This is a genomic window from Oerskovia douganii, from assembly GCF_015142735.1.
GTDB lineage: Bacteria > Actinomycetota > Actinomycetes > Actinomycetales > Cellulomonadaceae > Oerskovia > Oerskovia douganii.
In genome coordinates this window covers 1-25702 of the sequence record NZ_JACSPN010000022.1, presented here as the reverse complement: position 1 = coordinate 25702, position 25702 = coordinate 1, and the positions used below count along the sequence as shown (strand labels likewise).

The following is a 25702-nucleotide window of genomic DNA, read 5'->3' as shown; positions in this document are numbered from 1 at the left end:
AATCCCCCTATCGATGCGAGAGTGGCATCCATGGGTCGATCACTCGATGTCCTGGCGGCGTGCGAGGTGTTCGTCGCCGTCGCCGACCGGGAGAGCTTCACGGCCGGCGCCCTGGCAGCGGGCGTCAGCCAGTCCGTCGCGAGCCGACGCATCGGGGCCCTCGAGGCCCATCTGGGCGGACGGCTCTTCGACCGGACGTCGCGGCGGGTCGCGCTCACCGCGTTCGGCCGCGGCGTCCTGCCCGGAGCGGCCCGGCTCGTCGGTGCAGCCGCCGACCTGGTCGACGACGCCAGGCGCTCTCGTTCGCGCCCGCTGAGCGTGGGCGTCCCTCCGTCGGTGCCACCGCTCGTGCTGGCGGAGCTGTGCGCGGCCGGTGCCGCCGGTCGGCTCCCGCTGGCACCCGTCGCGGGCAACCCTGCGGAGCGCGCCGAGGCCTTCCGGTCCGGAAGCACCTCGCTCTTCCTCGAGAACGTCCCCCCGGACCGGGCACGCTGGACGGCGTCGCTGGGGGTCGGGTCCCACCCGGACGACGACGCGACGGGGACCTTCCGCCTGGGTGAGCTGCGTCCCTCGCGCGGACGACCGATGGGAGCGCTGCGACGGCTCTGGCTCCAACCCGAGGACGACGTACCCCACGTCCGCGACCGGTTGGAGCGGGCCCGGGACGAGGCGGGGCTCGCGCCCGTGCAGGTCCGCGTCGCGGAGTCGACCGTCCGCGCACTGTCCGAGATCCTCGTCTCCGACGACCTGGTCCTGTGCACCCCGTCCGAGGCCCGCACCTACGACCTGCGCTGGCGACCGCTCGGCGACCAGCGGCTGGTGCGGGCGCACACTCTGGCCGCAGGGGACGAGAGCCTGGCCGAACGCTTCCTCGCCTCCTGCTCGCCGGCGGTCGCGACGTTGCTCGGCGCCGACGGCACGGGCGTCGCCCGGGAGCCCCAGACCGAGCAGGAGCCCGCCCGTGGGTGACGGCTCGGTGGTCAGGGACGCCGTCCGGGTGCTCGAGGCCGCGGGCCTGCGGGCATCGGTCCTCGTGCAGGACCTCGGGACCGGCAGGGAGCTCGCGATCGAGCCGGACGTTCCCTACCCGCTCGCATCGGTCGTCAAGCTCCCCCTCGCGGTCGCGGTCCTCGAGCGGGCGGCGGCGGGGAAGGTCGACCTGTCGATGGTGGTCACGATCGACGGCCCCGAGCGGACGCCGGGGCCGACAGGGCTCTCGCAGTTCGCCCACCCTGCGAGCGTCGCTGTCGAGGACCTGCTCTACCTCGCGACGTGCCTGAGCGACGACACCGCGGCCGACGCCTTGTTCGCGCTGTGCCCACCGGACGCCGTCACAGGCATGCTGCGCACGCTCGGTATCACGGACGTCACGCTCAGACACCCGATCCACGAGCTCCACCGCACGCTCGCGAGCCGCCTCGGCCCGGGCGAGCTGCATCTCGCGCTCTCGCTGGCCATCCGGTCGACGACCGAGGGGCGCGGGCACCTCGTCCCCCAGCTCGACGTCACGCAGGCGAACGCGGGCACGGCCCGTGGTCTCGTCCGGCTGCTCCAGGAGGTGTGGACCGGACAGCGGCTCGCTCGCACGACGGTCGAGAGAACCCGGGCGCTCCTGGCCAGGAACGTCCTGCGGAACCGGCTCGCACCGGACCTGGAGAGCGACGTCTCGACCTGGTCGTCGAAGACCGGGACGTTCCTGCACCTGCGGCACGAGGTCGGGGTGCTCGAGCACCCCGACGGCGCCACCTTCGCGATCGCCGTGCTGAGCGAGTCCACCGTGCCCGCACGGATCCAGCCCGCGGCCGAGCAGGCCCTCGGGTTCGTCGCCCGCTCGCTCCACGACGAGCTGCGCTCGCACCGCTGACCGTCGCTCCCGCAGGCGGGCCCCCGGGCCCCGGGGGATGATCGCGGGGGAGAGCAGGACGCCCGGGGCGAGCGGCGCCGTCGGGCAGGAGCGAACCCCCTCAGGAGCGACCCATGAGCGACGACGCGACCTACGGCAGCCCCGCCTTCGACTGGTCCCTGCTGACCGTCCCCACCCCGCTCGCGCTCGTGCGCGGCCAGCTCGGCTTCTCGTGGCTCGAGGTCCTCGGACGGCTCGTGACCCTCGACCAGGACGAGTTCGAGTGGGAGCCCGGGCCCGACGCCCTGCGCGTCGTGCGCCGCGGGGAGGAACGCTCGCCCCGCACGCTCGGGGTCGGCGAGTGGGTCATGGAGTGGCCCGAGGGGTCGGACTCCCCGCAGCCGCGGACCATCGCGTGGCTCGTCGCGCACCTCACCGAGGCGTTCTTCGAACGCTGGGAGTGGACGTTCGGCGACCGCATCGCCCGCCGCGACGCCGTCGCGTTCTCGGGCGAGGTGGACCCCGCGATCGAGGGGCTCACCCGGTGGGTGGACCTGTGGCGCGACGGCGTCGACTCGCTGCCCGACGACGAGGTCTTCACGGTCGGCCTCGGTCAGGCGACCGAGATCGACGCCCAGGCACCGTTCGGCCACCTCGTGCTCCACATGAACCGCGAGCTCATCCACCACGGTGCCGAGATCATGGTGCTCCAGGACCTGTACCGGGCGCGGCACGCGGGCTGAACCGGCCCACCAACGGACCCCGCGCGGCCGGCCGGCACGCCCCGCGTCGGCAGGATCACACCGTCCCGGGGAATCCTCGGGGCGTCCTGGTCGTTGATCCCGGTCATGAGCGAAAAGGTGAAGGTCGACATCTGGTCCGACGTGGCGTGCCCCTGGTGCTACGTCGGCAAGCGCCGCTTCGAGACGGCGCTGGCCGGGTTCTCGGGCCGCGAGGACGCTCCCGAGGTGGAGATCGAGTACCACTCGTTCGAGCTCGCTCCGGACACCCCGGTCGACTTCGAGGGCACCGAGGTCGACTTCCTGGCCAAGCACAAGGGCATGCCCGCGGGCCAGGTCGAGCAGATGCTCGGGCAGATGACGACGGTCGCGGCGGCCGAGGGGCTCGCGTACGACTTCGACGCGCTCCAGCACACCAAGACGCTCAAGGCGCACGAGCTGCTGCACTTCGCGAAGTCCCGCGGCAAGCAGGTCGAGATGAAGGAGCGCCTGCTCAAGGCGTACTTCGAGCAGGGCCGCCACGTGGGCCGCATCGACGAGCTCGCGGCGCTCGCGACCGACGTCGGCCTGGACGCCGACGAGGTCCGCGCGGCCCTCGAGAGCGGCGAGTTCGAGGACGCCGTCGAGCAGGACATCGAGCAGGCGCGGGCCTACGGCATCAGCGGCGTCCCGTTCTTCGTGTTCAACGGCAGGTACGGGGTCTCGGGTGCTCAGGACCCGGCCGTGTTCACGCAGGTCCTCGACCAGGTCGTCGCGGACGCCGCGGAGTCCGTGGCCTGACACCCCGTCCCGGGGCTTCGTCCGACCTCCTCCCGATCACGTCCACCTACCACGTGGAATGCGACCGAGATCACAGGAGGAGCGGTAGCGAATGCGACCGGGTATCAGCCAGACTGTCGGAAACCCGCAGCGTCGCTGGTCCCGGTGGCCTCGCGACCGTCCGCCCGTCGAGACGGCGCCCCGCCCCACCACCCACGAGCACCGCAGCACGTGACATCAGGAGATCCCATGACTGACACCGTCCAGGACAACCCTTTCCACTCGATCGCGAACCCGCGTCGCACGACGCTCATGACGGTCTCGGCCGCGGAGGCCGCTGCACCGTTCACGATGGTCGGCAACGACGACTCCGCGGTGTGCGTCGACGGGGTGTGCGCTCTTCCCGAGTGACCCTCGGCCGCCGAGCACGAGCCTCTGTGCGCTCGAGAACGGGGTTCCGGTCGTCCTGAGGCTCAGATCGACCGCAACCCCGTTCTCGGCAGGGCCATCGACGTTCTCGGCAGCGCCGTCGACGGGACGCAGGCTCAGCCCCGGTGGTGGCGCCCCATCGGCACGAGGGTCGGCGTCCCCGTGATCGGGTCGGGCACGACGAGCGAGTCCAGGCCGAACACCTCGCGCACCATCCGGGCGTCGACGACGTCGCCCGGCGCGCCCTCGGCGTGGACCCTGCCGTCGCGCATCGCGACCAGGCGGTCGGAGTAGCGGCACGCCATGTCGAGGTCGTGCAGCACCATGACGACCGTGGTGCCGCGCGACTCGTTGAGGTCCACGAGCAGGTCCAGCACGTCGATCTGGTGCGCGATGTCGAGGAACGTCGTCGGCTCGTCGAGCAGCAGCAGGTCGGTGCGCTGCGCGAGCGCCATCGCGATCCACACGCGCTGCCGCTGCCCGCCCGAGAGCTCGTCGACGGACCGCTCGGCCAGGTCGAGCGTGCCGGTCGAGGCGAGCGCGTCGGCCACGGCCTCGTCGTCGCCCGCGGTCCAGCGCCGGAACCAGCCCTGGTGGGGGTAGCGGCCGCGGCCCACGAGGTCGGCGACCGTGATGCCGTCGGGGGCCACGGGGCTCTGCGGCAGCAGGCCCAGCGTGGTCGCGACCTGCTTGGTGGGCAGCGTGCGGATGTCCTCGCCGTCGAGCAGGACGGCCCCGCCCACGGGCTTGAGCAGGCGTGCGAGGCCGCGCAGCAGCGTCGACTTGCCGCAGCCGTTGGAGCCGACGATCGACGTGATCTTTCCCGCCGCGACCGTGAGGCTCAGGTCCTCGACGACGCGTCGCTCGTCGTACGCGAGCGACACGTGGTCGGCTGCGAGCGTGTGCGTCCCGGCGGTGCGCGCGTCGGCACGGTGCCCGACGGCGTCACTCGCCTCGGGCGCGCCCCCGGGGGTCTCGGGGTGGTCGGTCATTCTCAGCCTCCGCGTCCGGAACGGTTGGTGCGCACGAGCAGCCACAGCAGGTAGGGGGCGCCGACGATCCCCGTGACGACGCCCACGGGCAGCGTCACGTCGGGGATCGCGAACTGTGCGACGAGGTCGGAGCCGAGCACGAGCAGAGCCCCCACGAGCGCCGCGGGCACGAGCGCGAGCCGGCCGTCGCCCAGGGTGCGGCGGGCGATGGGGGCCGCGACGAGCGCGACGAACGCGACGGGGCCCACGACCGCGACGGCCGAGCCCGCGAGCCCCACGGCCACGAGGATCAGCAGGAGCCGGGAGCGCTCGACGCGGATGCCGAGCGCGGCCGCGGCGTCGTCGCCGAGCTCGAGCGAGCGCAGTCGCGGGGCCAGGAAGGCCGTGAGCGGCACGAGCACCGCGAAGCAGACGAGCAGCGGGTTGAGCGTCGACCAGTCGGAGCGGGCGAGCGAGCCCGTGATCCACACGAGCGCGGCCTGCGCGTCGCGCACGTCGCTCGTCGTGAGGACCCACGAGACCACGCTCATGCACAGGGCCGCGACGCCGATCCCGATCAGGACGAGCCGGTACCCGGCCACGCCGCCGCGCCACGCGAGCAGGTAGATCGCGACGGCCGCGACGAGCGACCCGGCGAGCACGAGCCCCGTGAGCGCGAGCCCGCTGATCCCCAGGACCACGACGCCCACGACGCCCGCAGCGCTCGCGCTCTGCGTGATCCCGATGATGTCGGGGCTCGCGAGCGGGTTGCGCACGATCGACTGGAACAGCGCGCCCGACAGCCCGAGCGCGGCCCCCACGACCAGCGCCGTCAGGAGGCGGGGGAGGCGCAGCTCGACGACCACGAACTGCGTGAGGACGTCGGCACGGCCCAGGACCGTGTCGAGGATGCCGGACAGCGGGACGGCCGCGTCACCCAGCGTCAGCCCGACCGCCGCGAGCACCACGAGCGCGACCGACAGGCCCGTGACCAGGCGTGCCTCGCGCACCCGCCCGCGGTGACGCGAGGCCCGGGCGACGTCGACGCCCGGGCGATCGGCGCCGTCGGGCACGCCGTGCGGGACGGTGACCGGGGCGCTCACAGCGACACCGTCTTCCCGCGCCGGACCAGCGCGATGAACAGGGGCGCCCCCACGACGGCCGTGACCACACCGACCTGGAGCTCGCCCGGCCGGGCCACGACGCGGCCGATCACGTCGCACCCGATGAGCAGCACGGGCGCCGCGACGGCTGCGTAGGGCAGCACCCACCGGTAGTCCAGCCCGACGACGTAGCGCGCCACGTGCGGGACGACGAGCCCCACGAACGCCACGGGTCCCACGGCCGCGGTCGCGGCCCCGCACAGCAGGACGATCGCGATGCCCGCGACCACGCGCGTGCGGGTCACGTCCTGGCCGAGGCCGCGCGCGACGTCGTCGCCCAGGGCCAGGCCGTTGAGCGACCGCCCGAGCGCGAGGGCCAGCACGAGGCCCACGACGACGAACGGCAGGACCTGCCACACGACCGTCGAGCCGCGCGCCGCGAGCGAGCCGACCTGCCAGAAGCGCATGAGGTCGAGCGCCGCGCGGTCGACCAGGAGGACCGCGGTCACGACCGACGTCAGCGCCGCCGTGACGGCCGCACCGGCGAGCGCGAGCTTGACCGGGGTCGCGCCCTCGCGCCCCACGCTCGCGACGCCGTAGACCACGGCCGCCGCGACCGCCGCGCCGGCGAACGCGAACCACACGTAGCCGCCGACCTGCGAGACGCCGAAGAGCGAGATCGCGCCGACCACGAAGAGCGAGGCCCCCGCGCTGATGCCGAGCAGGCCGGGGTCGGCGAGCGGGTTGCGCGTCAGGCCCTGCATGAGGGTGCCCGCGGCGCCGAGGGCGGCCCCCGCGACGAGGCCCACGAGCGTGCGGGGGACGCGCTTCTCGATCACCACGAGGTGGTCCGGGCTGGTCGGGTCGTAGCTCGTGAGGGCGTCCACGACGACGCTCAGCGGCAGGGCGTTGGCCCCGACCGCGAGGCTCAGCGCGCACACCGCGGCCAGCGCCACGACCAGCAGCACGAGCCCCACGACGAGACGCCGAGCACGGGCCGGGCGACGAGAGGTCGCCCGGCCCGTGCCGGCGTCGGTGCTGTGGGTCGTGCTCATGAGCAGTGCGAGACTACGACACCTTCTCGGCCGCGGCCGCGAGCTGCGGCACGTACTGGTCGAGCATCCACGGGATGGACAGAGCCGTGGGGGCGCTCGACGCCATGACGAACGACTCGCCCACGATCGGGGCGAAGCGGCCCTCGGCCACGGTGGGCATCGCGGCGATGACCGGGTCGGCGACGAACGTGTCGACGTCGGCCTGCGTCGCGAAGTACATGATGAGGACGTCGGTCTCGATCTTGGAGACGTTCTCGTAGCTCAGGGGGTACCAGAAGGTCCCCGACTCGGGGTCGGCGTCGAGCTCCTCGACGCTCGGCGACAGGGTCATGCCGAGGTCCTCGACGACCTGCACGCGCGGGTCCTCGGCGCGGTACACGTTGAGCTGGTCGGCCGTGTTGGCCGCGGCGTACAGGAAGGACTTGCCCTCGATGACCGGGAACTCGGCGGCCTGCGCCGCGATGCCGGCGTTCGTCTCCTCGATGAGCGCGTCGGCCTCGTCGGACAGCCCCAGGGCGTCACCGACGATGTCGAGCTGGTCCTGCCAGGACAGTGCCCAGGGCTCGTCCGGGTACGCGACGACGGGGGCGATCTTGGAGAGCTTGTCGAACTCCTCCTGCGTCATGCCCGAGTAGGGCGCCAGGATGACGTCGGGCTTCGCGGCGACGACCTCCTCGAACGGCACCTCGCTCGTGTCACCGCCGGAGAGGAGGGTCGGGGTCTCGGCGCCCATCTCGTCGAGCTTCTCGGCGACCCAGGGGAGCACGCCGTCCTCGTTGCCGCCGTACGCGTAGGCGGGCATCGCGACGGGCACGACGCCGAGCGCCAGGACGGCGTCCTGCGTCGACCAGCCCCAGGTCACGACGCGCTCGGGCTTCTCCTCGATGACGGCCTCGCCGAGCGCGCTGTCGATCGTGACGGGGAAGGCGCTGTCGGAGGCGCTGTCGGCGGCAGGGGACGAGGTGTCGTCGGTGGACCCGCCGGAGCAGGCGCCCAGGGCGAAGGCGGTGGCGACGGTCGCGGCGACCAGCGCTGCGGGCCGGAGCCGTCGAGAGATGGTGCGAGACATGATGCTCCTCGGTCGGTGCTGCACGGGATGATGTGCCAGAGGTAAGGCTAACCTCATCACCTGGGAGCGGCCGACGGGAGGCCGGGGGCCGGGCCAGTGGGATGGTTCACAACGGGATGTCACCTCCTGGCCAGACGTGCGGGGCCGAGAACGAGGTAGAGGTCGTTCTGACAGGCTTCGCGAACTCAACTCCGTGCTCGACCGCACGGAACCTCGTGCTCAGTTGCCCCGGTGGTCCTGGATCGAGAGCCTCGGGCCTCGCCGCGGTGCGTGCCCCAGGCCCGACACCTCGAGCAGCCGCACGACCCGGTACCGGTGCGGCGCGTAGGGCGCGAGCAGCCGCAGCATCCCGGCGTCGTCGGTCCGCTCGCCCGTCAGCGCCCACCCGACGGCCTTGGCCAGGTGGAAGTCCCCGACCGACACCGCGTCCGCGTCCCCGAGCGCCCTTTGCGCGACCTCCGCGGCCGTCCACACCCCGACCCCGGGCACGAGCTGCAAGCGCGCCTGCGCGGCAGGGGGCTCCATCGCGGCGCACTCCTCGAGCCTGCGGGCGACGCGCGCGCACTCCACGACGGTCCGTGCCCGCCGAGGGTCGACGCCCGCCCGGTGCCAGTCCCACACGGGGATCGTGGCCCAGGTCCGGGCGTCGGGGACCACGCGCATCCCCTCAGGGGCGGGTCCGGGCGCGGGCGTGCCGTGCCGCGCGAGCAACCAGCGCCACGCATGGTGCGCGGTCACGACCTGCACCTTCTGCTCCAGGACCGCCGGAACCAGGGCCTCGAGCACCCGCCCGGTGCGGGGGACGCGCAGCCCGAGGTGCCTGCGGTGCGCGTCCGCGAGGCGGGCAGGAGGCTCGAAGGAGGCTGCGTCGTCGGGCTCCCCGAGGAGCGAGGGGAGGGACTCGGCGAGCTCGCCCGCCCCGGGCCCCCACGCCTGCCCGACGACGTCGCGCACCCCCGCCTGCACCAGGCGGTAGGTCACGGGACCGGTCGGGAAGAGGCTCGTGCGCCAGGTCCCGGCGAGCGGACCGCTCGGCACGACGCGGAACGTGGGGTCGTAGGGGCCGCGGGAGAGCTTCGCGAGGGTCGAGCGCAGGTCGAGCGGGCGGTCGGAACGCAGCGCGAGGGGGAGCGGGTCGGGGGAGCCGTCGACCGCCCGGGCCCCGGCGAGCGCTGGGGCGGGGAGCGGGGACGCGGTCATCGCTCCAGTGTCGCACCGGAGGCTGGGTGCCCCGGCGGGGCCGAGAACGGGCTTGAGGTCGCCACCGGCGTGGTGACGACCTCAAGCCCGTTCTCGGCAGCTCGCGAGGTTCAGTCGAAGAGCGTCGACTCGGTCCAGGCGTCCGCAGCGGCCTTGCTCGCGGCGGTGGCTCCGACCTTGGCGGCCGGGCGGCCCGCAGCGACCGGCCGCTTGGCGGGCGCGACCGCGAGGTCGTCGGTGCCCGCGAGCGTCGCCCGCTCCTCGCCACGTCCCGCGGCCCAGTCCTGCGCCGCGAGCCCGGCGAGCTGGTCGGCGCGCTCGTTGAAGTGGTTGCCGACGTGCCCGCGCACCCACCGGAACCGCACGGGCCCGGGGCGGGCCGTGATCGCGGCCTCGATGCCCTGCACGAGCTCGAGGTTCTTCACGGGGGTGCCGCCGGCGGTCCGCCAGCCCTTGCGCTTCCAGCCCTCGAGCCACTCCGACGCGCACTTGATGGCGTACTGGGAGTCGGACTCGATGAGGAGCGGCTCGGCGCTGGGGTGGGCGCGTACCGCTTCGAGCAGAGCCATGAGCTCCGCGATCTGGTTCGTCCCGGAGGCTGCGCCGCCCGAGTCGAAGGTTCCGTCGTGGTTGATCCACGCCCAGCCGATCGCTCCGCCCGGGTTGACCAGGCACGAGCCGTCGGTGCTGACAGTGATCACTTGTGCGTCCTCGCTCATCGGAGTCGGAAGTCCGTCGCGCCCATTGTCCCCGACTTTCCGGGGCGCCAGGACCGTCGTCTGCCCCGCACGCCCGACGGCGGAGCGCACCGGGGCGCGCGAGGCGCGGCCCGCCGTCGGGCCGGTCGGGACGAGCGTGACCGGAACCTCATCCACGCTCCGGCGCGCCCCGCGACCGGGCCCGGGAGCACGACGCCCCCGCCCCCACCGGTGACCCGGGGGAGCGGGGGCGACGCGTGATCAGGGAGCGGTCAGCTGACGCCGAGCAGGTCGATCACGAAGACGAGCGTCTTGCCGGACAGGCGGTGGCCGCCGCCGGCGGGGCCGTACGCGAGCTCCGGGGGGCAGACGAGCTTGCGGCGCCCGCCGACCTTCATCCCCGGGATGCCCTGCTGCCAGCCGGCGATGAGGCTGCGCAGCGGGAAGTTGATGGACTGGCCGCGGCTCCAGGACGAGTCGAACTCCTCACCGGAGTCGTACTCGACGCCCAGGTAGTGGACGTTGACGGTCGAGCCGGGCTGCGCCTCGGGGCCGTCGCCGACGATCAGGTCGGTGACCTCGAGCTCGGTGGGGGCCGGCCCCTCGGGGGCGTCGACCTCAGGACGGGTGCGTTCGGTGTTCTCGGACATGCTCCGATCCAACCACGGGACGCCCCCGCAGGGGCTGTCGGAACTCCCGGGAACCGCAGAACCGTGCGGAGAAGTTGGGGGTCCCGAAACCCACGGGCGGCCTTTCCTTGCCATGATGGACGCATGACTCCCCCCGCGACCCCGACCTCCGGCGTGCCCGCGAACGCAGGTGAGGACCGCCGTCGGACCCCCCAGGACATCCGCCGCTGGCGCCGCTTCCTGGCCGACGAGCGCGCCGAGGCCGCGACCTACCGCGACCTCGCGTCGCGCCGCACCGGCGAGGAGAAGGAGATCCTGCTGGCCCTGGCCGACGCCGAGAAGCGGCACGAGGACCACTGGCTCGCGCTGCTGGGCGACGACGTCGGCAAGCCGGTGCGGGGCGACTGGCGCACGCGCTCGCTCGGCTGGTTCGCACGCCGGCTCGGCGGGGTGTTCGTGCTCGCGCTCGCGCAGCGCGCCGAGGCCCGGTCGACGTACGAGACCGACGTCGACGCGACCGCCCGCATGGCCGCGGACGAGCGCATCCACGAGGAGGTCGTGCGCGGGCTCGCGACCCGCGGACGCATGCGCATGTCCGGGACCTTCCGCGCAGCGGTGTTCGGTGCCAACGACGGCCTGGTGTCCAACCTCGCGCTGATCCTCGGGATCGGGGCGTCGGGGGCGTCGAACGCGACCGTGCTGCTGTCCGGTCTCGCGGGCCTGCTCGCCGGCGCGCTGTCGATGGGGGCGGGCGAGTACGTGTCGGTGCGTTCGCAGCGCGAGCTGCTCGACGCGTCGACGCCCAGCCCGTTGGCGTCGGCCGCGCTGCCGCACCTCGACGTCGACGCCAACGAGCTCGCTCTCGTCTACCGGGCGCGGGGCCTGTCACCCGAGGAGGCCGAGGAGCACGCGTGCGAGGTCCTCTCGACGTACACGGCCGCGACCGTGATCGCACCGGCCGCCGAGGACGACGAGTTCGAGACCCACGGCTCCGCGATGGGCGCCGCGGTGTCGTCGTTCCTGTTCTTCGCGTCGGGCGCGCTCATCCCCGTGCTGCCGTACCTGTTCGGGCTCCAGGGCGGTGTGGCGATCCTCGTGGGGAGCGTGCTCGTGGGGCTCGCGCTCCTCGGCACGGGCGCCACGGTCGGTCTGCTGTCGGGGGCGTCGCCCGTCAAGCGTGCGCTGCGCCAGCTCGCGATCGGGTTCGGGGCCGCGGCCGCGACGTACGCGCTGGGTCTGGTGTTCGGGGCGACGGTCGCGTAGTCGGGTCGCAGCACGAAGGCCCGACGGCAGAGACGCGCTCCGCCGTCGGGCCCCGGGATCCCGCGAGGCGCGCTAGACGACCAGGCCCAGCAGCAGGATCACGACCAGCGCCACGACGGACAGCACGCACTCCATGACGGACCAGGTCTTGAACGTCTGGCCCACGGTCATGCCGAAGTACTCCTTGATGAGCCAGAACCCGGCGTCGTTGACGTGCGACAGGAACACCGAGCCGGCGCCGATCGCGAGGACCAGCAGCGCCGCGTGCGTGGGCGGGAGCCCGGTCGCGAGCGGCGCCATGATCCCGGCGGCCGTGATGGTCGCGACCGTCGCGGACCCCGTCGCGACGCGGATGAGCGCCGCCACGAGCCAGCCCGCGAGGAGGGGCGAGAGGTTCGCGTCGGAGATGCCGCTCGCGATGACCTCGCCCACGCCCGAGTCGACGAGCGTCTGCTTGAAGCCGCCGCCCGCACCCACGATGAGCAGGATGCCCGCGATGGGCGCGAACGACTTGTCGACGAGCGAGCTGATCTCGTCGCGCGTGCGGCCCATCGCGCTGCCGAACGCCACGAGCGACACGAGCGCCGTGACGAGCAGCGCCACGAGGGGCGTCCCGATGAACTCGAGGCCCTTGCCGACCGGCGTCTCCAGGGTGCCCGTCATCTCGACGACGGTCCGGGCGAGCATGAGGATCACGGGCAGCAGGATGACGGTGACGGAGACCGCGAAGCTGGGGCGGGGCGCGTCCTCGTCGCGCTCGGTCACGCCCAGGACGGTCGTGGGCGGCGCGAGCCTGACCCACGCGGCGAGGGGCTTGGCGAGCAGGGGGCCGGCGACGATGACGGTCGGCACGGCCACGAGCAGGCCGAGACCGAGCGTCAGGCCCAGGTTCGCGCCCAGCGCGTCGATCGCGAGCAGCGGACCCGGGTGCGGGGGGACCAGGCCGTGCAGCGCCGACAGGCCCGCGAGGGCCGGGATGCCGACGAGGATCGGCGACACCTTGGAGCGGCGCGCGACCATCATGACCACGGGGATCAGCAGGACGACGCCGACCTCGAAGAACAGCGGGATGCCGATCACGAACGCGATGAGGGCCATGGCCCACGGCAGGCGCTGCAGGGGGGTGCGCGCCAGGATCGTGTCGACGATCTGGTCCGCGCCGCCCGAGTCGATGAGCATCTTGCCGATGATCGCGCCGAGCGCGATGAGGACGCCGACCCCCGCGACGGTCGACCCGAGCCCCGCCGAGAAGCTCACGAACGCGTTCACGAAGTCGATGCCCGCGACGATCGCGAGGACCGCCGAGCCGATCATGAGGGACAGGAACGGGTGCAGCTTGAGCCAGACGATCAGGACGATGATCGTCGCGATCCCGATCACGGCCGCGAGGATGAGCTGGGTGGTCCCGGCGTCCGTCGTGGGGGTCTCGGTGGCGGCGCGCAGGGCGCCCGCGGCGAGCGGGTGCGAGGCGAGGGAGAGCATCATCGCTCCTCGGTGTCGTGGTGGTCGCCGGCCGGGGGGTGCGGAGTGGTGGAGGGCTGGGGCACGGGGAGAGCGGTGCTCGTGAGGATCCGGTCGACGAGCTCGGCGGGTGCGAGGCCGACGTCGAGCGTGATCCCGTCCTCGTCGTCGGCGAGGGGCTCGAGCGTCGCGAGCTGCGACGGCAGGAGCGAGGTCGGCATGAAGTGCCCGCTGCGCTGGGCCATGCGCTCCGCGAGGAGCTCGGGGCTCCCCGTCAGGTGCACGAACCGCACCCGCCCGTGGGCGGTGCGCAGCAGGTCGCGGTAGGAGCGCTTGAGGGCCGAGCAGGTCACGACCGCGGAGCGGTCGTCGGCGGCCTGCTGGTCGAGCCAGTCGCGCATGGCGCGCAGCCAGGGCCAGCGGTCCTCGTCGGTCAGCGGGGTGCCCGCGCTCATCTTGTCGATGTTGGCCTGCGGGTGGAACTCGTCGGCCTCCGCGTACGGGCGGCCCATGCGTTCCGCGAGCAGGGTCGCGACCGTGGTCTTGCCCGAGCCGGCGACGCCCATGATGACGAGGTGGACCTGCGGAGGGGGGTCCCCCAGGGTCGGGGTCGTGCTGACGTCTGTGTCCATGAGGGTTCCTTGGCTGTCGACTGCTGCGTCGTGAGCGGACCTCTACGGCCGCCGTTCGAGCATGCACGATTGGTATCACCTTTGGCAAACAATGGTGTGACCAATGGGCGAAGCCGTAGGCTCGACCCATGTCCGCGACGGTGCTCCACAGCTCGGTGACCGACCTCCTCGGTCGACGCATCACCGCAGGTCACCTCCCTGCGGGCAGCACGCTGACCCTCGACTCGATCGGCGAGGAGTTCGGCGTCTCCCGCACCGTGACCCGCGAGACCATGCGCCAGCTCGAAGCCCTCGGGCTCGTCCGCTCCGGGCGACGCATCGGCCTCGTCGTCCTCCCCGAGCAGGACTGGAACGTCTACGACGCCCGCATCATCCGCTGGCGCCTCGCCGGACCCGGCCGCGACGCGCAGCTGCGCTCGCTGACCGAGCTGCGCTGCGCCGTCGAGCCCCTCGCCGCCGCCGGGGCCGCCCGCCACGCGACCGCCGAGGCCCGCACCGAGCTCGTCGAGACCGCCACCCGCATGCGCGAGCTCGGCGAGGCCGGCCGTCTCGAGGAGTTCCTCCAGCTCGACATCCGCCTGCACGCCCTGCTCCTGCGCTCGTCCGGCAACGAGATGTTCGCGGCGCTCACCGACGTCGTGGGCGAGGTCCTCGCCGGGCGCACCCACCTGGGACTCATGCCCCAGGCGCCCGTCGCCGAGGCCCTCGACGAGCACGAGGCCGTCGCGCGCGCCGTCGCCGCGGGCGACCCCGTCGAGGCGGAGCGTGCCATGGCCGCGCTCGTGGGCGAGGTCCGGGCCGCGCTCGGGGCGTGAGGCCCGGACCGCCGGGCCGTCGCCCCGAGGAGCCCGACGGCGTCGCGCGCCCCGCGCGAGCGCGCGTCACGTCCTGAGACGGTCGCCCCGGGACACGGTTTCCGCGCGGCGTCGAGGGTAGCCTCGTCGCTCGTGCCCCGCCTCGACGGCATCCTTGCCGACACGACCCCGCTCCGCGTCTCCCCGCCGTTCCGCCGGCTGTGGTGGGGGCTCGGGGTGTCCAACCTCGGTTCCCAGCTCACGGTCGTGGCCGTGGGGCTCCAGGTCTACGCGCTCACGGGCTCGACGCTCGCGGTCGGGGTGCTCGGGATCTTCGCGCTCGTCCCCCTCGTCGCGCTCGGGCTGTACGGCGGTGCGCTCGTGGACGCGTACGACCGCCGTCGGGTCGCGCTGCTCGCGTCGTGGGCGCTGTGGGTCGTCACGGGGCTGCTCGCGCTCCAGGCGTGGCTCGACGTGGGGTCCGTCGGGTTCCTGTACGGCCTCGTCGCGCTCCAGTCCGCGGCGTTCGCGATCAACAACCCCGCACGCTCGGCGATCATCCCGCGCCTGGTCGAGCCCCGGCTCCTGCCCGCCGCGAACGCCCTGCAGACCATCTCGTGGAGCATCGCCCTCACCGTGGGGCCGCTGCTCGGGGCGTTCCTCGTGGCGCTGTGGGGGTACGGGGTCGCGTACACGATCGACGTGGTGCTGTTCGCGGCGGCGCTGTGGGCCGTGTGGCGCCTCCCGTCGATCCCGCCGGTCCTTGCTGACCGCCTGCCGGAGGAGGCGGGCGCCCCTGGCCCGGGTGGTCGCGACGACGCGGCTGCCGCGGGGGCTGCCGCGGGGGCGCCCCGCCGCAAGGTCGTCGGCATCGGCTCGGTGATCGACGGCCTGCGCTACCTCGCGACCCGGCCCAACGTCCGCACGACGTTCCTGGTGGACCTCGCCGCGATGATCCTGGCCTTCCCCCGGGTGCTGCTGCCCGCGGTCGGCGTGCTGTTCATCGGCGGCGGCGAGACCACGACGGGCGTCCTCAGCGCGGCCTTCGCCGTCGGCGCGGTGCTCGCCGGGGTGTTCTCCGGGGCGCTCTCCCGCGTGCGCCGGCAGGGGCTCGTGATCGCGTGGGCCATCACGGCGTGGGGGCTGTCGATCGCGGCGTTCGGCGCGGTGCTGCTCCTCGTCGGGTCGACCGAGCCGTCCCAGGTGCTCGTGGGCGGTCTGGTCGCGGCGTGCGTCGCGCTCGCCCTCGCGGGAGCCTCCGACGCCGTGAGCGCGGTCTTCCGCCAGACCATCCTGCAGACCGCGACGCCCGACGACATGCGAGGTCGCCTCCAGGGCGTCTTCATCGTGGTCGTGGCGGGTGGGCCCCGGCTCGGCGAGGTGGTCCTCGGGGCCCAGGCGAGCTGGTTCGGCGAGGCGTGGGCCGCGGTCGCGGGCGGCCTGGCCTGCATCGTCGTGGTGTGGCTGATCCTGCGCACCCAGCCGCGCTTCCTGAGGTACGACGCGCTGCACCCCGAGCCCTAGGGCGGCGCGCATCGATCCTCCGAAGTCGCACGTGACCTGCCGTGACTCTCGCCACGGTCGCTCACCGCGCGACCACGCCTTCTCCTCACTATCGTCGAAGGACAACCTGACACGGAGGGGGGCGTCATGACCAGCAACGACGCGGGAGCGGCTGGGGACGCACAGGCCCAGGCGCAGGCCAAGCGGCTGAACAAGAGAGTCATCGGGATCAGCCTGGCCGCCGCACTGGGCGGCTTCCTGTTCGGGTTCGACACGGCGGTCATCAACGGTGCCGTCGACGCCCTGTCCGACCAGTTCGAGCTCAACGCGGCGATCACCGGTTTCGCGGTCTCGTCGGCGCTCATCGGGTGTGCGGTCGGTGCCTGGTTCGCGGGGCCGATCGCGAACAAGATCGGCCGCATCAAGGTCATGCTCATCGCATCGGCGCTGTTCCTGGTGTCGGCGTTCGGTTCCGGCCTGGCGTTCGCGGTCTGGGACCTGATCATCTGGCGCGTGGTCGGCGGTCTGGGTATCGGTGCCGCGTCGGTCATCGCGCCCGCGTACATCGCGGAGGTCTCCCCGGCGCGCATCCGTGGGCGGCTCGGGTCCTTGCAGCAGCTCGCGATCGTGACCGGCATCTTCGCCTCGCTCCTGACGGACGCCGCGCTGGCAGGGGCCGCGGGTGGCGCGTCGAACGTCCTGTGGCTGGGTCAGGAGGCGTGGCGCTGGATGTTCATGGCGGCCGCCGTGCCGGCCGTGGCGTACGGCCTGTTCGCGCTGCGCATCCCGGAGTCGCCGCGCTACCTGGTGGCCAAGGGGGAGACCAAGAAGGCGGCCGAGGTCCTGCGGGAGTTCACGGGCGTCCAGGACGTCGACCACAAGATCGCGGACATCGAGAACTCCCTGAAGTCCGACACCAAGGCCTCCCTGAAGGACCTGCGCGGCAAGCGCCTGGGCCTCAAGCCGATCGTCTGGGTCGGCATCCTGCTGTCGGTGTTCCAGCAGTTCGTCGGGATCAACGTGATCTTCTACTACTCGACGACGCTCTGGCGGTCGGTCGGGTTCTCGGAGGACGACGCGCTGCTGACGTCCGTCATCACGTCGGTCACCAACATCGTGGTGACGATCGTCGCGATCCTCCTGATCGACAAGATCGGTCGCCGCATCCTGCTCCTGGCGGGGTCCACGGGCATGTTCGTCTCCCTGGGCATGATGGCGCTCGCGTTCACGCAGGCGACGCTCACGACTGCGTCCGACGGCACCACCTCGGCCTCTCTCGAGGGTGGCTGGGCCACGGTCGCGCTCATCGCCGCGAACGCGTTCGTCGTGTTCTTCGGGGCGTCGTGGGGCCCGGTCGTGTGGGTGCTGCTGGGCGAGATGTTCCCCAACCGCATCCGGGCGAGCGCGCTCGCGGTCGCGGCTGCCGCGCAGTGGGTCGCGAACTTCGCGATCTCGACGACGTTCCCTGTCCTGTCGGACATCGGGCTCAGCTTCGCGTACTCGTTCTACGCGTTCTTCGCGCTGCTGTCGCTGTTCTTCGTGTACTTCAAGATCCCGGAGACGCGGGGCAAGGAGCTCGAGGACATGCGCGACGACTTCGTGATCAAGCGTGGGCACATCGTCGAGACGACGTGACGCCCGGCGTCCCTGCCGTGACGTGAGCAGATGCCCCTGACCCCCACGGGTCGGGGGCATCTGCCCGTCTCCCGGTGGGTCGTGCGCTAGGCCAGGCCCGTGTCCCGCGCGACGATCGCGGCCTGCATGCGGGTCGTGACCTGGACCTTCGCGAGCACGCGCGACACGTGCGTCTTCGCGGTGGCCTCACTGATGAACAGCTCGTCGGCGATGCCCTGGTTGGACAGCCCGCGCCCCAGGGCCGCGAGGACGTCCGTCTCGCGCGGGGTCAGGTCCGCGAGTCGCGGGTCGCCCGCGTGCCCCGTGCCCGACGGCGCAGCTCCCCCCGGCAGGTGAGCGGCGCCGTCGGGCCGGGGTGCGGACGCGAACGCCGCAAGCAGGCGGCGCGTGACCTCGGGGGCGAGGACCCCGTCGCCGGCCGCGACCCGGCGGACCGCGTCGATGAGGGCCGCGGGCTCCGCGGTCTTGAGCAGGAAGCCCGCGGCGCCCGCGCGCAGGGCCTCGTCGACGTACTCGTCGAGGTCGAACGTCGTCAGGACCAGGACCTCCGCGAGTCGTTCCGAGACGATCGTGCGCGTCGCCTCGATCCCGTCGACGCCGGGCATGCGCAGGTCCATGAGGACGACCTCGGGGCGCAGGGCGCGGGCGTTCGTGATCGCGGCGGCGCCGTCGGAGGCCTCGCCCACGACCTCGACGTCCGGGGCGGAGTCGAGCAGGAACCGCAGGCCCGCGCGGATCGCGGCGTGGTCGTCGGCGAGCAGGACACGGATCATGCGGAGGCTCCGGGGGAGTCGTGGCGGGTGGTGGGCGACGGAGACGTGGGCGGTCCGCACAGCGGCAGCTCGGCCCGGACGGTCCATGCGTCGCCCTCGTCGGACGGCCCGGCCCGGAACGTTCCGCCCAGGGCCTCGGCGCGTTCGCGCATCGTGAGGAGACCCGTGCGGGCGCTCAGGCTCGCGGGCAGCGGGCCGGGGCTGGCGGTCAGGGTGCTCGTGACCTCGACGGCGAGGACCTCGCCCAGCCCGAGCACGACCCGCACCCGGCTCCCCGGGGCGTGCTTGGCAGCGTTGGTCAGGGCCTCCTGCACGATCCGGTGTGCGGCCTGGTCGTGCGCGGACGAGAGGTGCGCGGACCGGGCGCCGTCGGGGTCCTGGACCTCGACCGTGAGGCCCTGAGCGCGTGCGGAGGAGAGCACGTCGTCGAGCCGCGCGAGGCGCGCGGGAGCTGCGACCGCCTCGCCCGCGAGCACCGTGCCGTGCGGGGCGTCGTGGACCGTGGTGCTGTCGCGCGGCAGGTCCGAGCGCAGCAGCAGGATCATGGCCCGCATCTCCTCGAGCGACGTGATGCTGCTCGACCGCACGAGCTCGAGCGCGGCCCGGTCGCGCGCGGCGTCGGGGGGCGACGCGAGCGCGGCCCCCGAGTGGATCGCGATGGCCGACAGGTGCGACGCGATGACGTCGTGCAGGTCGCGCGCCATGGCCGCGCGCTCGGCCCGCACGGCCTCGTGCTGACCGAGCTCGGCGATCTGCTCCAGGTCGGCGGCCCGCTGCGCCTCGAGGTCGGCACGCTGCGCCTCCAGGTCGGCCCGCTCGGCGGACAGGACGGCGAGGTCCGTCTTCTGGCGCACGTTCGCGGCCCACCACAGGGGCGTCGCGATGATGGCAGCCGCCTGGATCCCCCCGAGGGCGAAGCCCTGCACGTCCCGGAAGTACTCGCCCGTGGCCACCGCGGCCGCGACGACGAGCAGCGTCACGACGACGTTGACGACCGTCCGCAGCCGCTTGCTCCCGTAGAGCCCGCACGCGAAGAGCAGCTCCCACAGGACCAGGAGAACGCTGAGGCTGCCGCCGATCATCAGGTCGGCGACGACCACCAGGGTGCCGCCCGCGAGGGCGAGCGCGGTGTGGCGGCGCTTGGCGAGCAGGATCAGGCAGCCGACCGCGAGGGGCACGACGTGCCACCACCGGCTCTCGGGCTGCACGAACGCAGACACGGACCAGACCGAGACCACGCCGACCGCGATGAGCGCGACCCCGATGAGGAACGTCCCGGCCGCATCGTAGGGGTCCCCGGCCGGACCGTCGTCGCGGAACCCGGCGTCGATCCGGCGCGCGACCTGCCGGACGCGCGAGGCGGGAGCAGCCCCGTGGGTGGCGGTCTCGGCCTCGGTGTCGGCAGCCGTGGGCAGGGGGTCGGGCACGGACCCATCACAGCACAGGCGCCCGTGCCACGGATCGCTCGAACGATGTACGGCGCGGCGCCCACCGGCGACAGGATCGCCCGTTCGCCCGACGCCGCCGACCCCCGCCCCGCGTGAGGGTGTCGACATGGAACTCCTTCCCCTCCTCGGCGCGCTCGTAGTCCTGGCGCTCGTCGACTCGACGAGCTTCGGGACCCTGCTCATCCCCGTCTGGCTGCTCATGACCCCGGGGCGGGTGCGCGTCGCCCGCCTGCTCGTCTACCTGGGCACGATCGTCGGTTTCTACCTCGTCGTCGGGATCCTGCTCGCGCTCGGCGCGGACGCGCTCGCCGACGGGTTCGGTGCCGTGCTCGACACGCGGCCCGCCCGGATCGTCGAGCTGCTCCTCGGGATCGCGCTCGTCGCGTACAGCTTCCGCCTCGACCGACGCACCAAGGGCTCGTCGGACGGCCAGGGGCGTGTCCTGCGGTGGCGAGCCCGCGCCATGGGGGCGACGAGCGGGGAGGTCGCGACGCCGTCGGGCAGCACGCCCCCGCCCGACGGCGCCGCGCGCCCCCTCCCAGCGGCGCACCAGGGCGTCACGACCGCGCCCGGGTCCGTGACGGCCCTCATGGGCCTGGCGCTCGCGGCCGCCGCGATCGAGCTGGCGTCGATGCTGCCGTACCTCGCGGCGATCGGGATGCTCACCCGCGCGGGCCTCGGGTGGCCTGCGACCGCGGTCGTCCTCGCCGCGTACTGCGTCGTGATGGTGCTGCCCGCGCTGGTGCTCATGGCGGCCCGCGTCGCAGCCGGGCGGCTGGTCGAGCCGTTGCTCGACCGGCTCAACGCGTGGATGACGAAGAACGCGGCGTCGACCACGGCGTGGGTCGTGGGGATCGTCGGGTTCCTGCTCGCGCGCGACGCCGTGGTGTGGCTCGGGTGGATGGGGTGAGCGTTTGCCGGAACGGCAAACGCGCTTGCGCGAGGGGTTGGCGAGGGCTCATGGTCGGGGAGGACGGCCGACCCTGCGGCCCGCCCCGACCCGAGGAGCCCGCGTGACGCGCGACCACCAGCACGGCCAGCACGGTGACCATGAGCACGGCCACCAGCAGCACCACCACGACCAGGCGTTCTGGGACGAGCGCTACGGCTCGGCCGAGTCGGTGTGGAGCGGCAACCCCAACCCGCAGCTCGTGGCGCAGACGGCCGACCTGACGCCGGGCCGTGCGCTCGACGTGGGCGCGGGCGAGGGGGCCGACTCGGTGTGGCTCGCACGCCAGGGGTGGGACGTCGTCGGGCTCGACATCTCCCCGGTCGCCCTCGGGAAGGCCGCCGCGCACGCCGTCATCGCGGACGTCGCCGACCGCATCGAGTGGCGCCAGGCCGACCTGCTCGAGTGGCAGCCGGGTGACGAGCGCTTCGACCTCGTCACGGCCCACTTCATGCACCTGCCGGCCGACCTGCGCCGCCAGGTGTTCCCGCGTCTCGCACGGGCCGTCGCGCCGGGCGGGCGGCTCCTCGTCGTCGGGCACCACCCCGAGGACCACGAGACGGTGCGCCGCGACTTCGACGAGCACTTCTTCTACACGGGCGCCGACCTCCTGGCCGAGCTCGACCTCGACGGGTGGGACGTCGAGACCGACGACGCGCCCACGCGTGAGGCGACCGGGCCCGACGGGGAGCCCGCCACGATCCGCGACACGGTACTGCGGGTGCGGCGGCCGTCCTGACACGTTCGGCGAGGTGGACCTCCGCAGGTTCTACCTCGGCGACGCCCACGACGCGTGTGCGGGGTGGTCACCTCGCCCCGTCACGGGCGGAGTACACGACAGATCCGACCAGCACGACGGTCCCCGTGGCGACCCACATCGTCGGCGACTCCACCGGGAAGTTCGGCAGCGCCCACCACCGTGCGGTGGCCGACGAGTCCGTCGTACCGAGGATCCAGCTCACCATGCCGAAGGTGAGCAGCGGGAGCCAGGCCACCGCACGCGGGAGGAAGCACCCGCACAGCGCGCCCACGCCCAGCGCGAACAGGGCGTTGCGAACGAGGACGAGGTTCGATTCCCGTCATCCCAGATGGAACCGCCCCACGATCCATGCAAGGTCGCGGGCCGTTCTGTGATGGCTACGCTGGATCCGCCCGTTGGGCAGGTCGATGTCGGCTTCGGTGGCCCTCGTCCGGCAATGGCGTTGGATGCCGCCGAGCGGCGCTAGTGGCGGGGCGGACCGTGCCCCAGCCCGCGACTTCGTCGCGGGTGCTCGTGGCCCTCATGCACGAGGAGTCCTCGCACCTGGCGCGCGTGCTGCGCGACGAGGCCCTGCGCGAGGGACGAACGTCGTGATCGACTCCGTGCTGTCCAAGCCGGCACCCGCGGTCGAGCTCGGCGAGAAGTTGGCGACCGCGGGGTACGAGGTCGAGGTCGTGGACCTCGAGGTGCCCCACGAGCTTTCCCAGGCCCGCATCGCCCAGCGCTGGCGCCAGTCCTACGAGGGTGCCGTCGTGACCGGGGAAGAGCTCGGCGGACGTTGGGTGCCCAGCGTCTACGCCCGCGATGTCTTCAACGGCCCCGACGGGCGCTCCCGCTCCCAGGAGTCCGCGGCCGCCCTCGCCGCCTCGTGCCCGGCCATGGTCCGCTACCGCCGCTTCTGGACCGAGGCGGAATACACGCCTATGCGCGTGGAGAACGACAAGGGACGCTCCCAGCGCGCGGGAGAACTCATCGACCACAGCCTCATCACCGCGCGCACCCGCAGCGCCACGAGCTTCGGCACCAGCACCCGGCCAACCCCGCACCGAAGCATCGCGCGAGGCCCCCAGACCGAACGCGAGTAGACGAACGATCCACCAGCGGTCAGCCAGCGCGCGAACACGCGTCCCAAGCCCCCCGGCCCCCGCACAACAGATCAGCTGTCACCTACTCGCGCAGCTGACCCGACCCGCCCACGGCGCATCAGGTACCCGATGAGCGTCAGAGCAGCAAGCGGGATGACCGGAAAGACCACGAACAGGCTCACCGCCTGAGACGCCACCGCACACTCCTGTCCCATGCAGCCGGAGTTCAGCTCACGCCACAGCGCCAGCGCCCACGCTGTGACTACGACGCATGCAACGACCTTCGCCACGGCATCACGCGGCCGCGACCCGCGCTCGCGACGCACGGACTCCACGTCTATGAATACCGCCTTGACACCAGCGGCGAGCAGCAGACCACCGGTGGTGACGCACCAGACCCACCCGGGGAACAGCACGCTCATGACCAGCGTCACATAGTCCACGGCGGCCACGCCCATCGCAGCGGCGAACGCGATCCAGATCGCCGACCACGGGCGCTTGGTCGTGACGGTGAACGGCTGCTGCCCGTCGATGTCTTGGCTAGTTACACGTGGGGATGTCGACCAGTCCATGCTTCCCTGCCTCCGATACGTCGATGCGGGCTTCGGCGGTCAGTTCCGACTCGACCCAGGGGGTTTGAATGTCGTTGCTCAGCACGGTGAAGCAAGTCCGCTCCGGCAGGGTCATCTGCGTGTCGAGGTCGAAGCCGTTGCACGCTGCGTGCATGGATCGTTGCGCGTTCAGCATCGGGTTGCCAAGCGTATCCGCGGACATCTTGTCCCACTCGGTCAAGGACCGGCACATCTCCGACAGGTACCCGACGCGTGATAGCGATACCTGCCCGTCGGAGTCCGTCTGCCACAATGCACGACCAGCGACCGTGGGATCTATGTCGTCCGTCGTCAGGCCGGTCATCTGGTAGTAGGCCGCAGCGGAGTCAGAAGCCAATGTCCCAGTGTTTAGACCGGCCGGAGTCGGCGAGGAGGACGTCGCACCGAAGAATGCAGTCGCGGGCGCTCCGACGGGGAACGGCGTCCCGACCGCGACAACGAGATCGGGGTGTGTCGAACCGAGGTATGCCGCACGCACGGACGCGAACGAGTACCCCTCGAGGCGTTCGACATGCACGTTCTCGGTCTGCTCGATCTCTGCAATGATCTGCCGGTACCGCTCACCGGTCATGACGGCGGGAGCCTGCTCGTCGAGGCATTCGCCCCTGACAGCATCGACAAGGCTTGCGTCAGCCAGCGCGGGGTATCGGTCGGTCGCGCTGGCGAAGTACCCGCTCATCGCTGTGCGGCATTCGTCGCGGTACTCCGCGACGACCCACGGCTCGTCGATGACTAGCAGGTTGTACCTGCGTTCGTGCGCGTCGGCGACGATCGCTTCGATGTCGCCCATGTGCCGCGACAGGATCGATACACCTGGACCGCCGGGATCGTAGATCATCGTGCGTACTGCGGTGTCGTCCGCGCGGAACAGTGCGTACCTCGTCTGGACGTTGTCCACTTCGAGCATCGAGCAGAAGTCTTCGACGGTCGTCGCGGGGTATTCGCACGAGTAGGTGGCGGTGTGCGCTGCGGGGCTCGTTTCGGCGCTGACGTCGGGCGGCCCGTTGGGGTCAGCCTTGAGAGCAAGGCTGACCCCAACAGTTACGCCCACCGCAGCGATAGCTGCCAGGTAGGTGATGGTACGTCGTTTCACTAGCGGTTGTAGCCCCCGTCGTTCCACGTGGCCGAGTAGTTGTTGTTCGTGTTAATGCACGGCACCCACATGTCGCCGCACGCTGCCGTAGTGAGCCACACGTAGTCGGAAAAGATCGGCTCGGTCCCGTTCGACGTGAACCGCGCATACGCGTCGACGTACTTCTGACCGGTCGCGTGACCCTTGTACCTGGTGCCGGAGTTGTAGTAGTTGCCACCGGAGACGTTCTCGATGCTCGCGCACGAGGTCAACGGGATCGTCACCACGCCGTACGAGAACTGACCGTTGTTGCAGTCAGTGCTGCCGGGCAGAGGACCGTAGTTGTACGGACCGCCGGTGATGCGGCTGTAGTTCTTGTACTGACGGAACCGGATCGTGAACTCGTGGATCTCGCGACGTACGCCACCGGCAGCGGCCGCGAGTGTTGCCTTGGAGTACCGGTTGTAGATGTACGACGAGTTCGACAGCTTGTACTTCTCGTAGCAGTCGTATACCTGGTCGTCGTTCGTCGCGGCCGGGGTATTGAACCACAGCGTCCGGCATGCCTCGCGCAGCGGTGTGCCCCGGCCCTTCAAGTGCGCGACGGGTGGTGCGGTGCCGACGGCCTCCTCGATCTCGGCGATCTCGACGCCGAACGCGGCGATGTCGGTGTCCTCGGCAGCGTCGGTGACGACGGCGGCGCTCTCGACGACGCTGCCATCGGGGATCACTGCTGCGACGTCGGTCCCGTCTACCTCGGTGGTCCACACCTCGACGTCGGAAGGGGCGACCATGCCGGAGGAGCGCATGGTCGAGTCGATGTGACTGTCGACAAGGGCCTTGGCCTGACCGGTGGTCTGGTCACCTGCAACCTGGTCGAACTTCTCGGTGCTGACCGCGGCCGGCTCTGCGGCAGGGCTGTCGGCCGGTTCTGCGAGGGCGGAGGTGGGGATGAGCGCGAGGACGAGGGTGAGGGCGAGCGCGGCGGCGGTTCTCTTTCGGTGCATTTGGTGGGTCCTGTTCGTGTGGCTAACGGCCCGAAGGACCGGCTTCCGATGAAAGCGGGAAAAAACTGGCAGGTTCGACAGTTCGGTGTCAAGTACTTGCTTAGCTACGAGAGTCGAGCCCGAGTGGACGTTCATGGAGGTGTTCTCACCAGGCTGATTTGGCGGTTCCTCGTTGAAGGTGGAGCAGGACGAGGGCTGCTGCGGTGATCTCGG

Annotated in this window: 27 protein-coding genes; 12 read left to right on the top strand and 15 right to left on the bottom strand. The window is 72.2% G+C overall.

The genetic code is table 11. The features are described 5' to 3' along the window. Positions 1-30: 30 nt before the first annotated feature. From H9623_RS15080 to H9623_RS15060, 5 genes are all read left to right on the top strand, one after another. Complete coding sequence (locus H9623_RS15080) at positions 31-969, top strand: LysR family transcriptional regulator (RefSeq protein ID WP_193720846.1); 939 nt, start codon at positions 31-33, stop codon at positions 967-969. Next, positions 962-1864 (top strand): serine hydrolase, encoded by a 903-nt coding sequence (locus tag H9623_RS15075; RefSeq protein ID WP_193720845.1) that lies wholly within the window; start codon positions 962-964, stop codon positions 1862-1864. The genes H9623_RS15080 and H9623_RS15075 overlap by 8 nt, the downstream gene beginning before the upstream one ends. 113 nt (positions 1865-1977) lie before the next feature. Beyond that, positions 1978-2586, top strand: coding sequence for a DinB family protein (locus tag H9623_RS15070; protein WP_193720844.1), 609 nt, complete (start codon positions 1978-1980; stop codon positions 2584-2586). Between the two features lie 105 nt (positions 2587-2691). Then, positions 2692-3363 carry a DsbA family oxidoreductase gene (locus H9623_RS15065; RefSeq protein WP_193720843.1) on the top strand — a complete coding sequence of 224 codons (672 nt, stop codon included), beginning with the start codon at positions 2692-2694 and terminating at the stop codon, positions 3361-3363. Positions 3364-3591: 228 nt separating this feature from the next. Further along, positions 3592-3753: a hypothetical protein gene (locus H9623_RS15060; protein WP_193720842.1), complete on the top strand. Its 162-nt coding sequence runs from the start codon at positions 3592-3594 to the stop codon at positions 3751-3753. A 134-nt stretch (positions 3754-3887) separates the two neighbouring features. Here the strand turns inward: H9623_RS15060 and H9623_RS15055 are convergent, their stop codons facing one another. From H9623_RS15055 to H9623_RS15025, 7 genes are all read right to left on the bottom strand, one after another. Then, a complete protein-coding gene (locus H9623_RS15055) occupies positions 3888-4763 on the bottom strand; it encodes an ABC transporter ATP-binding protein (RefSeq protein WP_193720841.1) in 876 nt (291 codons plus the stop codon). Between the two features lie 2 nt (positions 4764-4765). Continuing rightward, positions 4766-5845 (bottom strand): FecCD family ABC transporter permease, encoded by a 1080-nt coding sequence (locus H9623_RS15050; RefSeq protein ID WP_191804214.1) that lies wholly within the window; start codon positions 5843-5845, stop codon positions 4766-4768. Further along, a complete protein-coding gene (locus H9623_RS15045) occupies positions 5842-6900 on the bottom strand; it encodes a FecCD family ABC transporter permease (protein ID WP_193720840.1) in 1059 nt (352 codons plus the stop codon). Before H9623_RS15045 ends, H9623_RS15050 begins: the two co-directional genes overlap by 4 nt. 13 nt (positions 6901-6913) lie before the next feature. Beyond that, on the bottom strand, positions 6914-7969 hold the full coding sequence (locus H9623_RS15040; RefSeq protein WP_193720839.1) for an iron-siderophore ABC transporter substrate-binding protein: 1056 nt from the start codon (positions 7967-7969) through the stop codon (positions 6914-6916). A gap of 219 nt (positions 7970-8188) precedes the next feature. After that, positions 8189-9169: a DNA-3-methyladenine glycosylase family protein gene (locus H9623_RS15035; RefSeq protein ID WP_227748736.1), complete on the bottom strand. Its 981-nt coding sequence runs from the start codon at positions 9167-9169 to the stop codon at positions 8189-8191. A 110-nt stretch (positions 9170-9279) separates the two neighbouring features. Beyond that, complete coding sequence (locus H9623_RS15030) at positions 9280-9870, bottom strand: ribonuclease H family protein (protein ID WP_193720838.1); 591 nt, start codon at positions 9868-9870, stop codon at positions 9280-9282. 269 nt (positions 9871-10139) lie between these two features. Next, positions 10140-10517: an FKBP-type peptidyl-prolyl cis-trans isomerase gene (locus tag H9623_RS15025; protein ID WP_193720837.1), complete on the bottom strand. Its 378-nt coding sequence runs from the start codon at positions 10515-10517 to the stop codon at positions 10140-10142. Between the two features lie 123 nt (positions 10518-10640). On the opposite strand from H9623_RS15025, the gene H9623_RS15020 reads away from it, so the two are divergent. Next, positions 10641-11759 carry a VIT1/CCC1 transporter family protein gene (locus tag H9623_RS15020; RefSeq protein ID WP_193720836.1) on the top strand — a complete coding sequence of 373 codons (1119 nt, stop codon included), beginning with the start codon at positions 10641-10643 and terminating at the stop codon, positions 11757-11759. A gap of 72 nt (positions 11760-11831) precedes the next feature. On the opposite strand, the gene H9623_RS15015 is transcribed toward H9623_RS15020, so the two are convergent. Together H9623_RS15015 and H9623_RS15010 are read right to left on the bottom strand one after the other, a co-directional pair. After that, positions 11832-13241: a GntT/GntP/DsdX family permease gene (locus H9623_RS15015; RefSeq protein WP_193720885.1), complete on the bottom strand. Its 1410-nt coding sequence runs from the start codon at positions 13239-13241 to the stop codon at positions 11832-11834. Then, complete coding sequence (locus tag H9623_RS15010) at positions 13241-13852, bottom strand: gluconokinase (RefSeq protein WP_227748734.1); 612 nt, start codon at positions 13850-13852, stop codon at positions 13241-13243. Before H9623_RS15010 ends, H9623_RS15015 begins: the two co-directional genes overlap by 1 nt. Positions 13853-13980: 128 nt before the next feature. Here H9623_RS15010 and H9623_RS15005 point away from each other — a divergent pair, with 128 nt between their 5' ends. From H9623_RS15005 to H9623_RS14995, 3 genes are all read left to right on the top strand, one after another. Continuing rightward, the gene (locus H9623_RS15005) at positions 13981-14667 is read left to right on the top strand and encodes a FadR/GntR family transcriptional regulator (RefSeq protein WP_193720835.1); all 687 of its coding nucleotides are present in this window, start codon (positions 13981-13983) and stop codon (positions 14665-14667) included. A 132-nt stretch (positions 14668-14799) separates the two neighbouring features. After that, a complete protein-coding gene (locus H9623_RS15000; protein ID WP_193720834.1) occupies positions 14800-16170 on the top strand; it encodes an MFS transporter in 1371 nt (456 codons plus the stop codon). 126 nt (positions 16171-16296) lie between these two features. Beyond that, positions 16297-17784 carry a sugar porter family MFS transporter gene (locus H9623_RS14995; protein ID WP_191804198.1) on the top strand — a complete coding sequence of 496 codons (1488 nt, stop codon included), beginning with the start codon at positions 16297-16299 and terminating at the stop codon, positions 17782-17784. An 86-nt stretch (positions 17785-17870) separates the two neighbouring features. Here the strand turns inward: H9623_RS14995 and H9623_RS14990 are convergent, their stop codons facing one another. Continuing rightward, positions 17871-18557: a response regulator gene (locus H9623_RS14990; RefSeq protein WP_191804196.1), complete on the bottom strand. Its 687-nt coding sequence runs from the start codon at positions 18555-18557 to the stop codon at positions 17871-17873. Further along, positions 18554-19984, bottom strand: coding sequence for a sensor histidine kinase (locus tag H9623_RS20070; RefSeq protein ID WP_191804194.1), 1431 nt, complete (start codon positions 19982-19984; stop codon positions 18554-18556). Before H9623_RS20070 ends, H9623_RS14990 begins: the two co-directional genes overlap by 4 nt. Positions 19985-20111: 127 nt before the next feature. On the opposite strand from H9623_RS20070, the gene H9623_RS14980 reads away from it, so the two are divergent. After that, the gene (locus H9623_RS14980; protein ID WP_191804192.1) at positions 20112-20915 is read left to right on the top strand and encodes a GAP family protein; all 804 of its coding nucleotides are present in this window, start codon (positions 20112-20114) and stop codon (positions 20913-20915) included. A 103-nt stretch (positions 20916-21018) separates the two neighbouring features. Beyond that, positions 21019-21693 (top strand): class I SAM-dependent methyltransferase, encoded by a 675-nt coding sequence (locus tag H9623_RS14975; RefSeq protein WP_191804190.1) that lies wholly within the window; start codon positions 21019-21021, stop codon positions 21691-21693. A gap of 67 nt (positions 21694-21760) precedes the next feature. Here the strand turns inward: H9623_RS14975 and H9623_RS14970 are convergent, their stop codons facing one another. Further along, positions 21761-21949, bottom strand: a complete 189-nt coding sequence (locus tag H9623_RS14970; RefSeq protein ID WP_191804187.1) for a hypothetical protein — start codon at positions 21947-21949, stop codon at positions 21761-21763. 355 nt (positions 21950-22304) lie between these two features. On the opposite strand from H9623_RS14970, the gene H9623_RS14965 reads away from it, so the two are divergent. Beyond that, positions 22305-22799: a zeta toxin family protein gene (locus H9623_RS14965; protein WP_191804185.1), complete on the top strand. Its 495-nt coding sequence runs from the start codon at positions 22305-22307 to the stop codon at positions 22797-22799. A gap of 71 nt (positions 22800-22870) precedes the next feature. On the opposite strand, the gene H9623_RS14960 is transcribed toward H9623_RS14965, so the two are convergent. From H9623_RS14960 to H9623_RS14950, 3 genes are read right to left on the bottom strand one after another with little or no spacing between them, the layout of a single operon-like run. Further along, complete coding sequence (locus tag H9623_RS14960) at positions 22871-23371, bottom strand: hypothetical protein (RefSeq protein WP_191804183.1); 501 nt, start codon at positions 23369-23371, stop codon at positions 22871-22873. Beyond that, positions 23340-24503 (bottom strand): hypothetical protein, encoded by a 1164-nt coding sequence (locus H9623_RS14955; RefSeq protein ID WP_191804181.1) that lies wholly within the window; start codon positions 24501-24503, stop codon positions 23340-23342. The genes H9623_RS14960 and H9623_RS14955 overlap by 32 nt, the downstream gene beginning before the upstream one ends. After that, positions 24503-25489 (bottom strand): hypothetical protein, encoded by a 987-nt coding sequence (locus H9623_RS14950; protein WP_193720832.1) that lies wholly within the window; start codon positions 25487-25489, stop codon positions 24503-24505. The genes H9623_RS14955 and H9623_RS14950 overlap by 1 nt, the downstream gene beginning before the upstream one ends. Between the last annotated feature and the right edge of the window lie 213 nt (positions 25490-25702).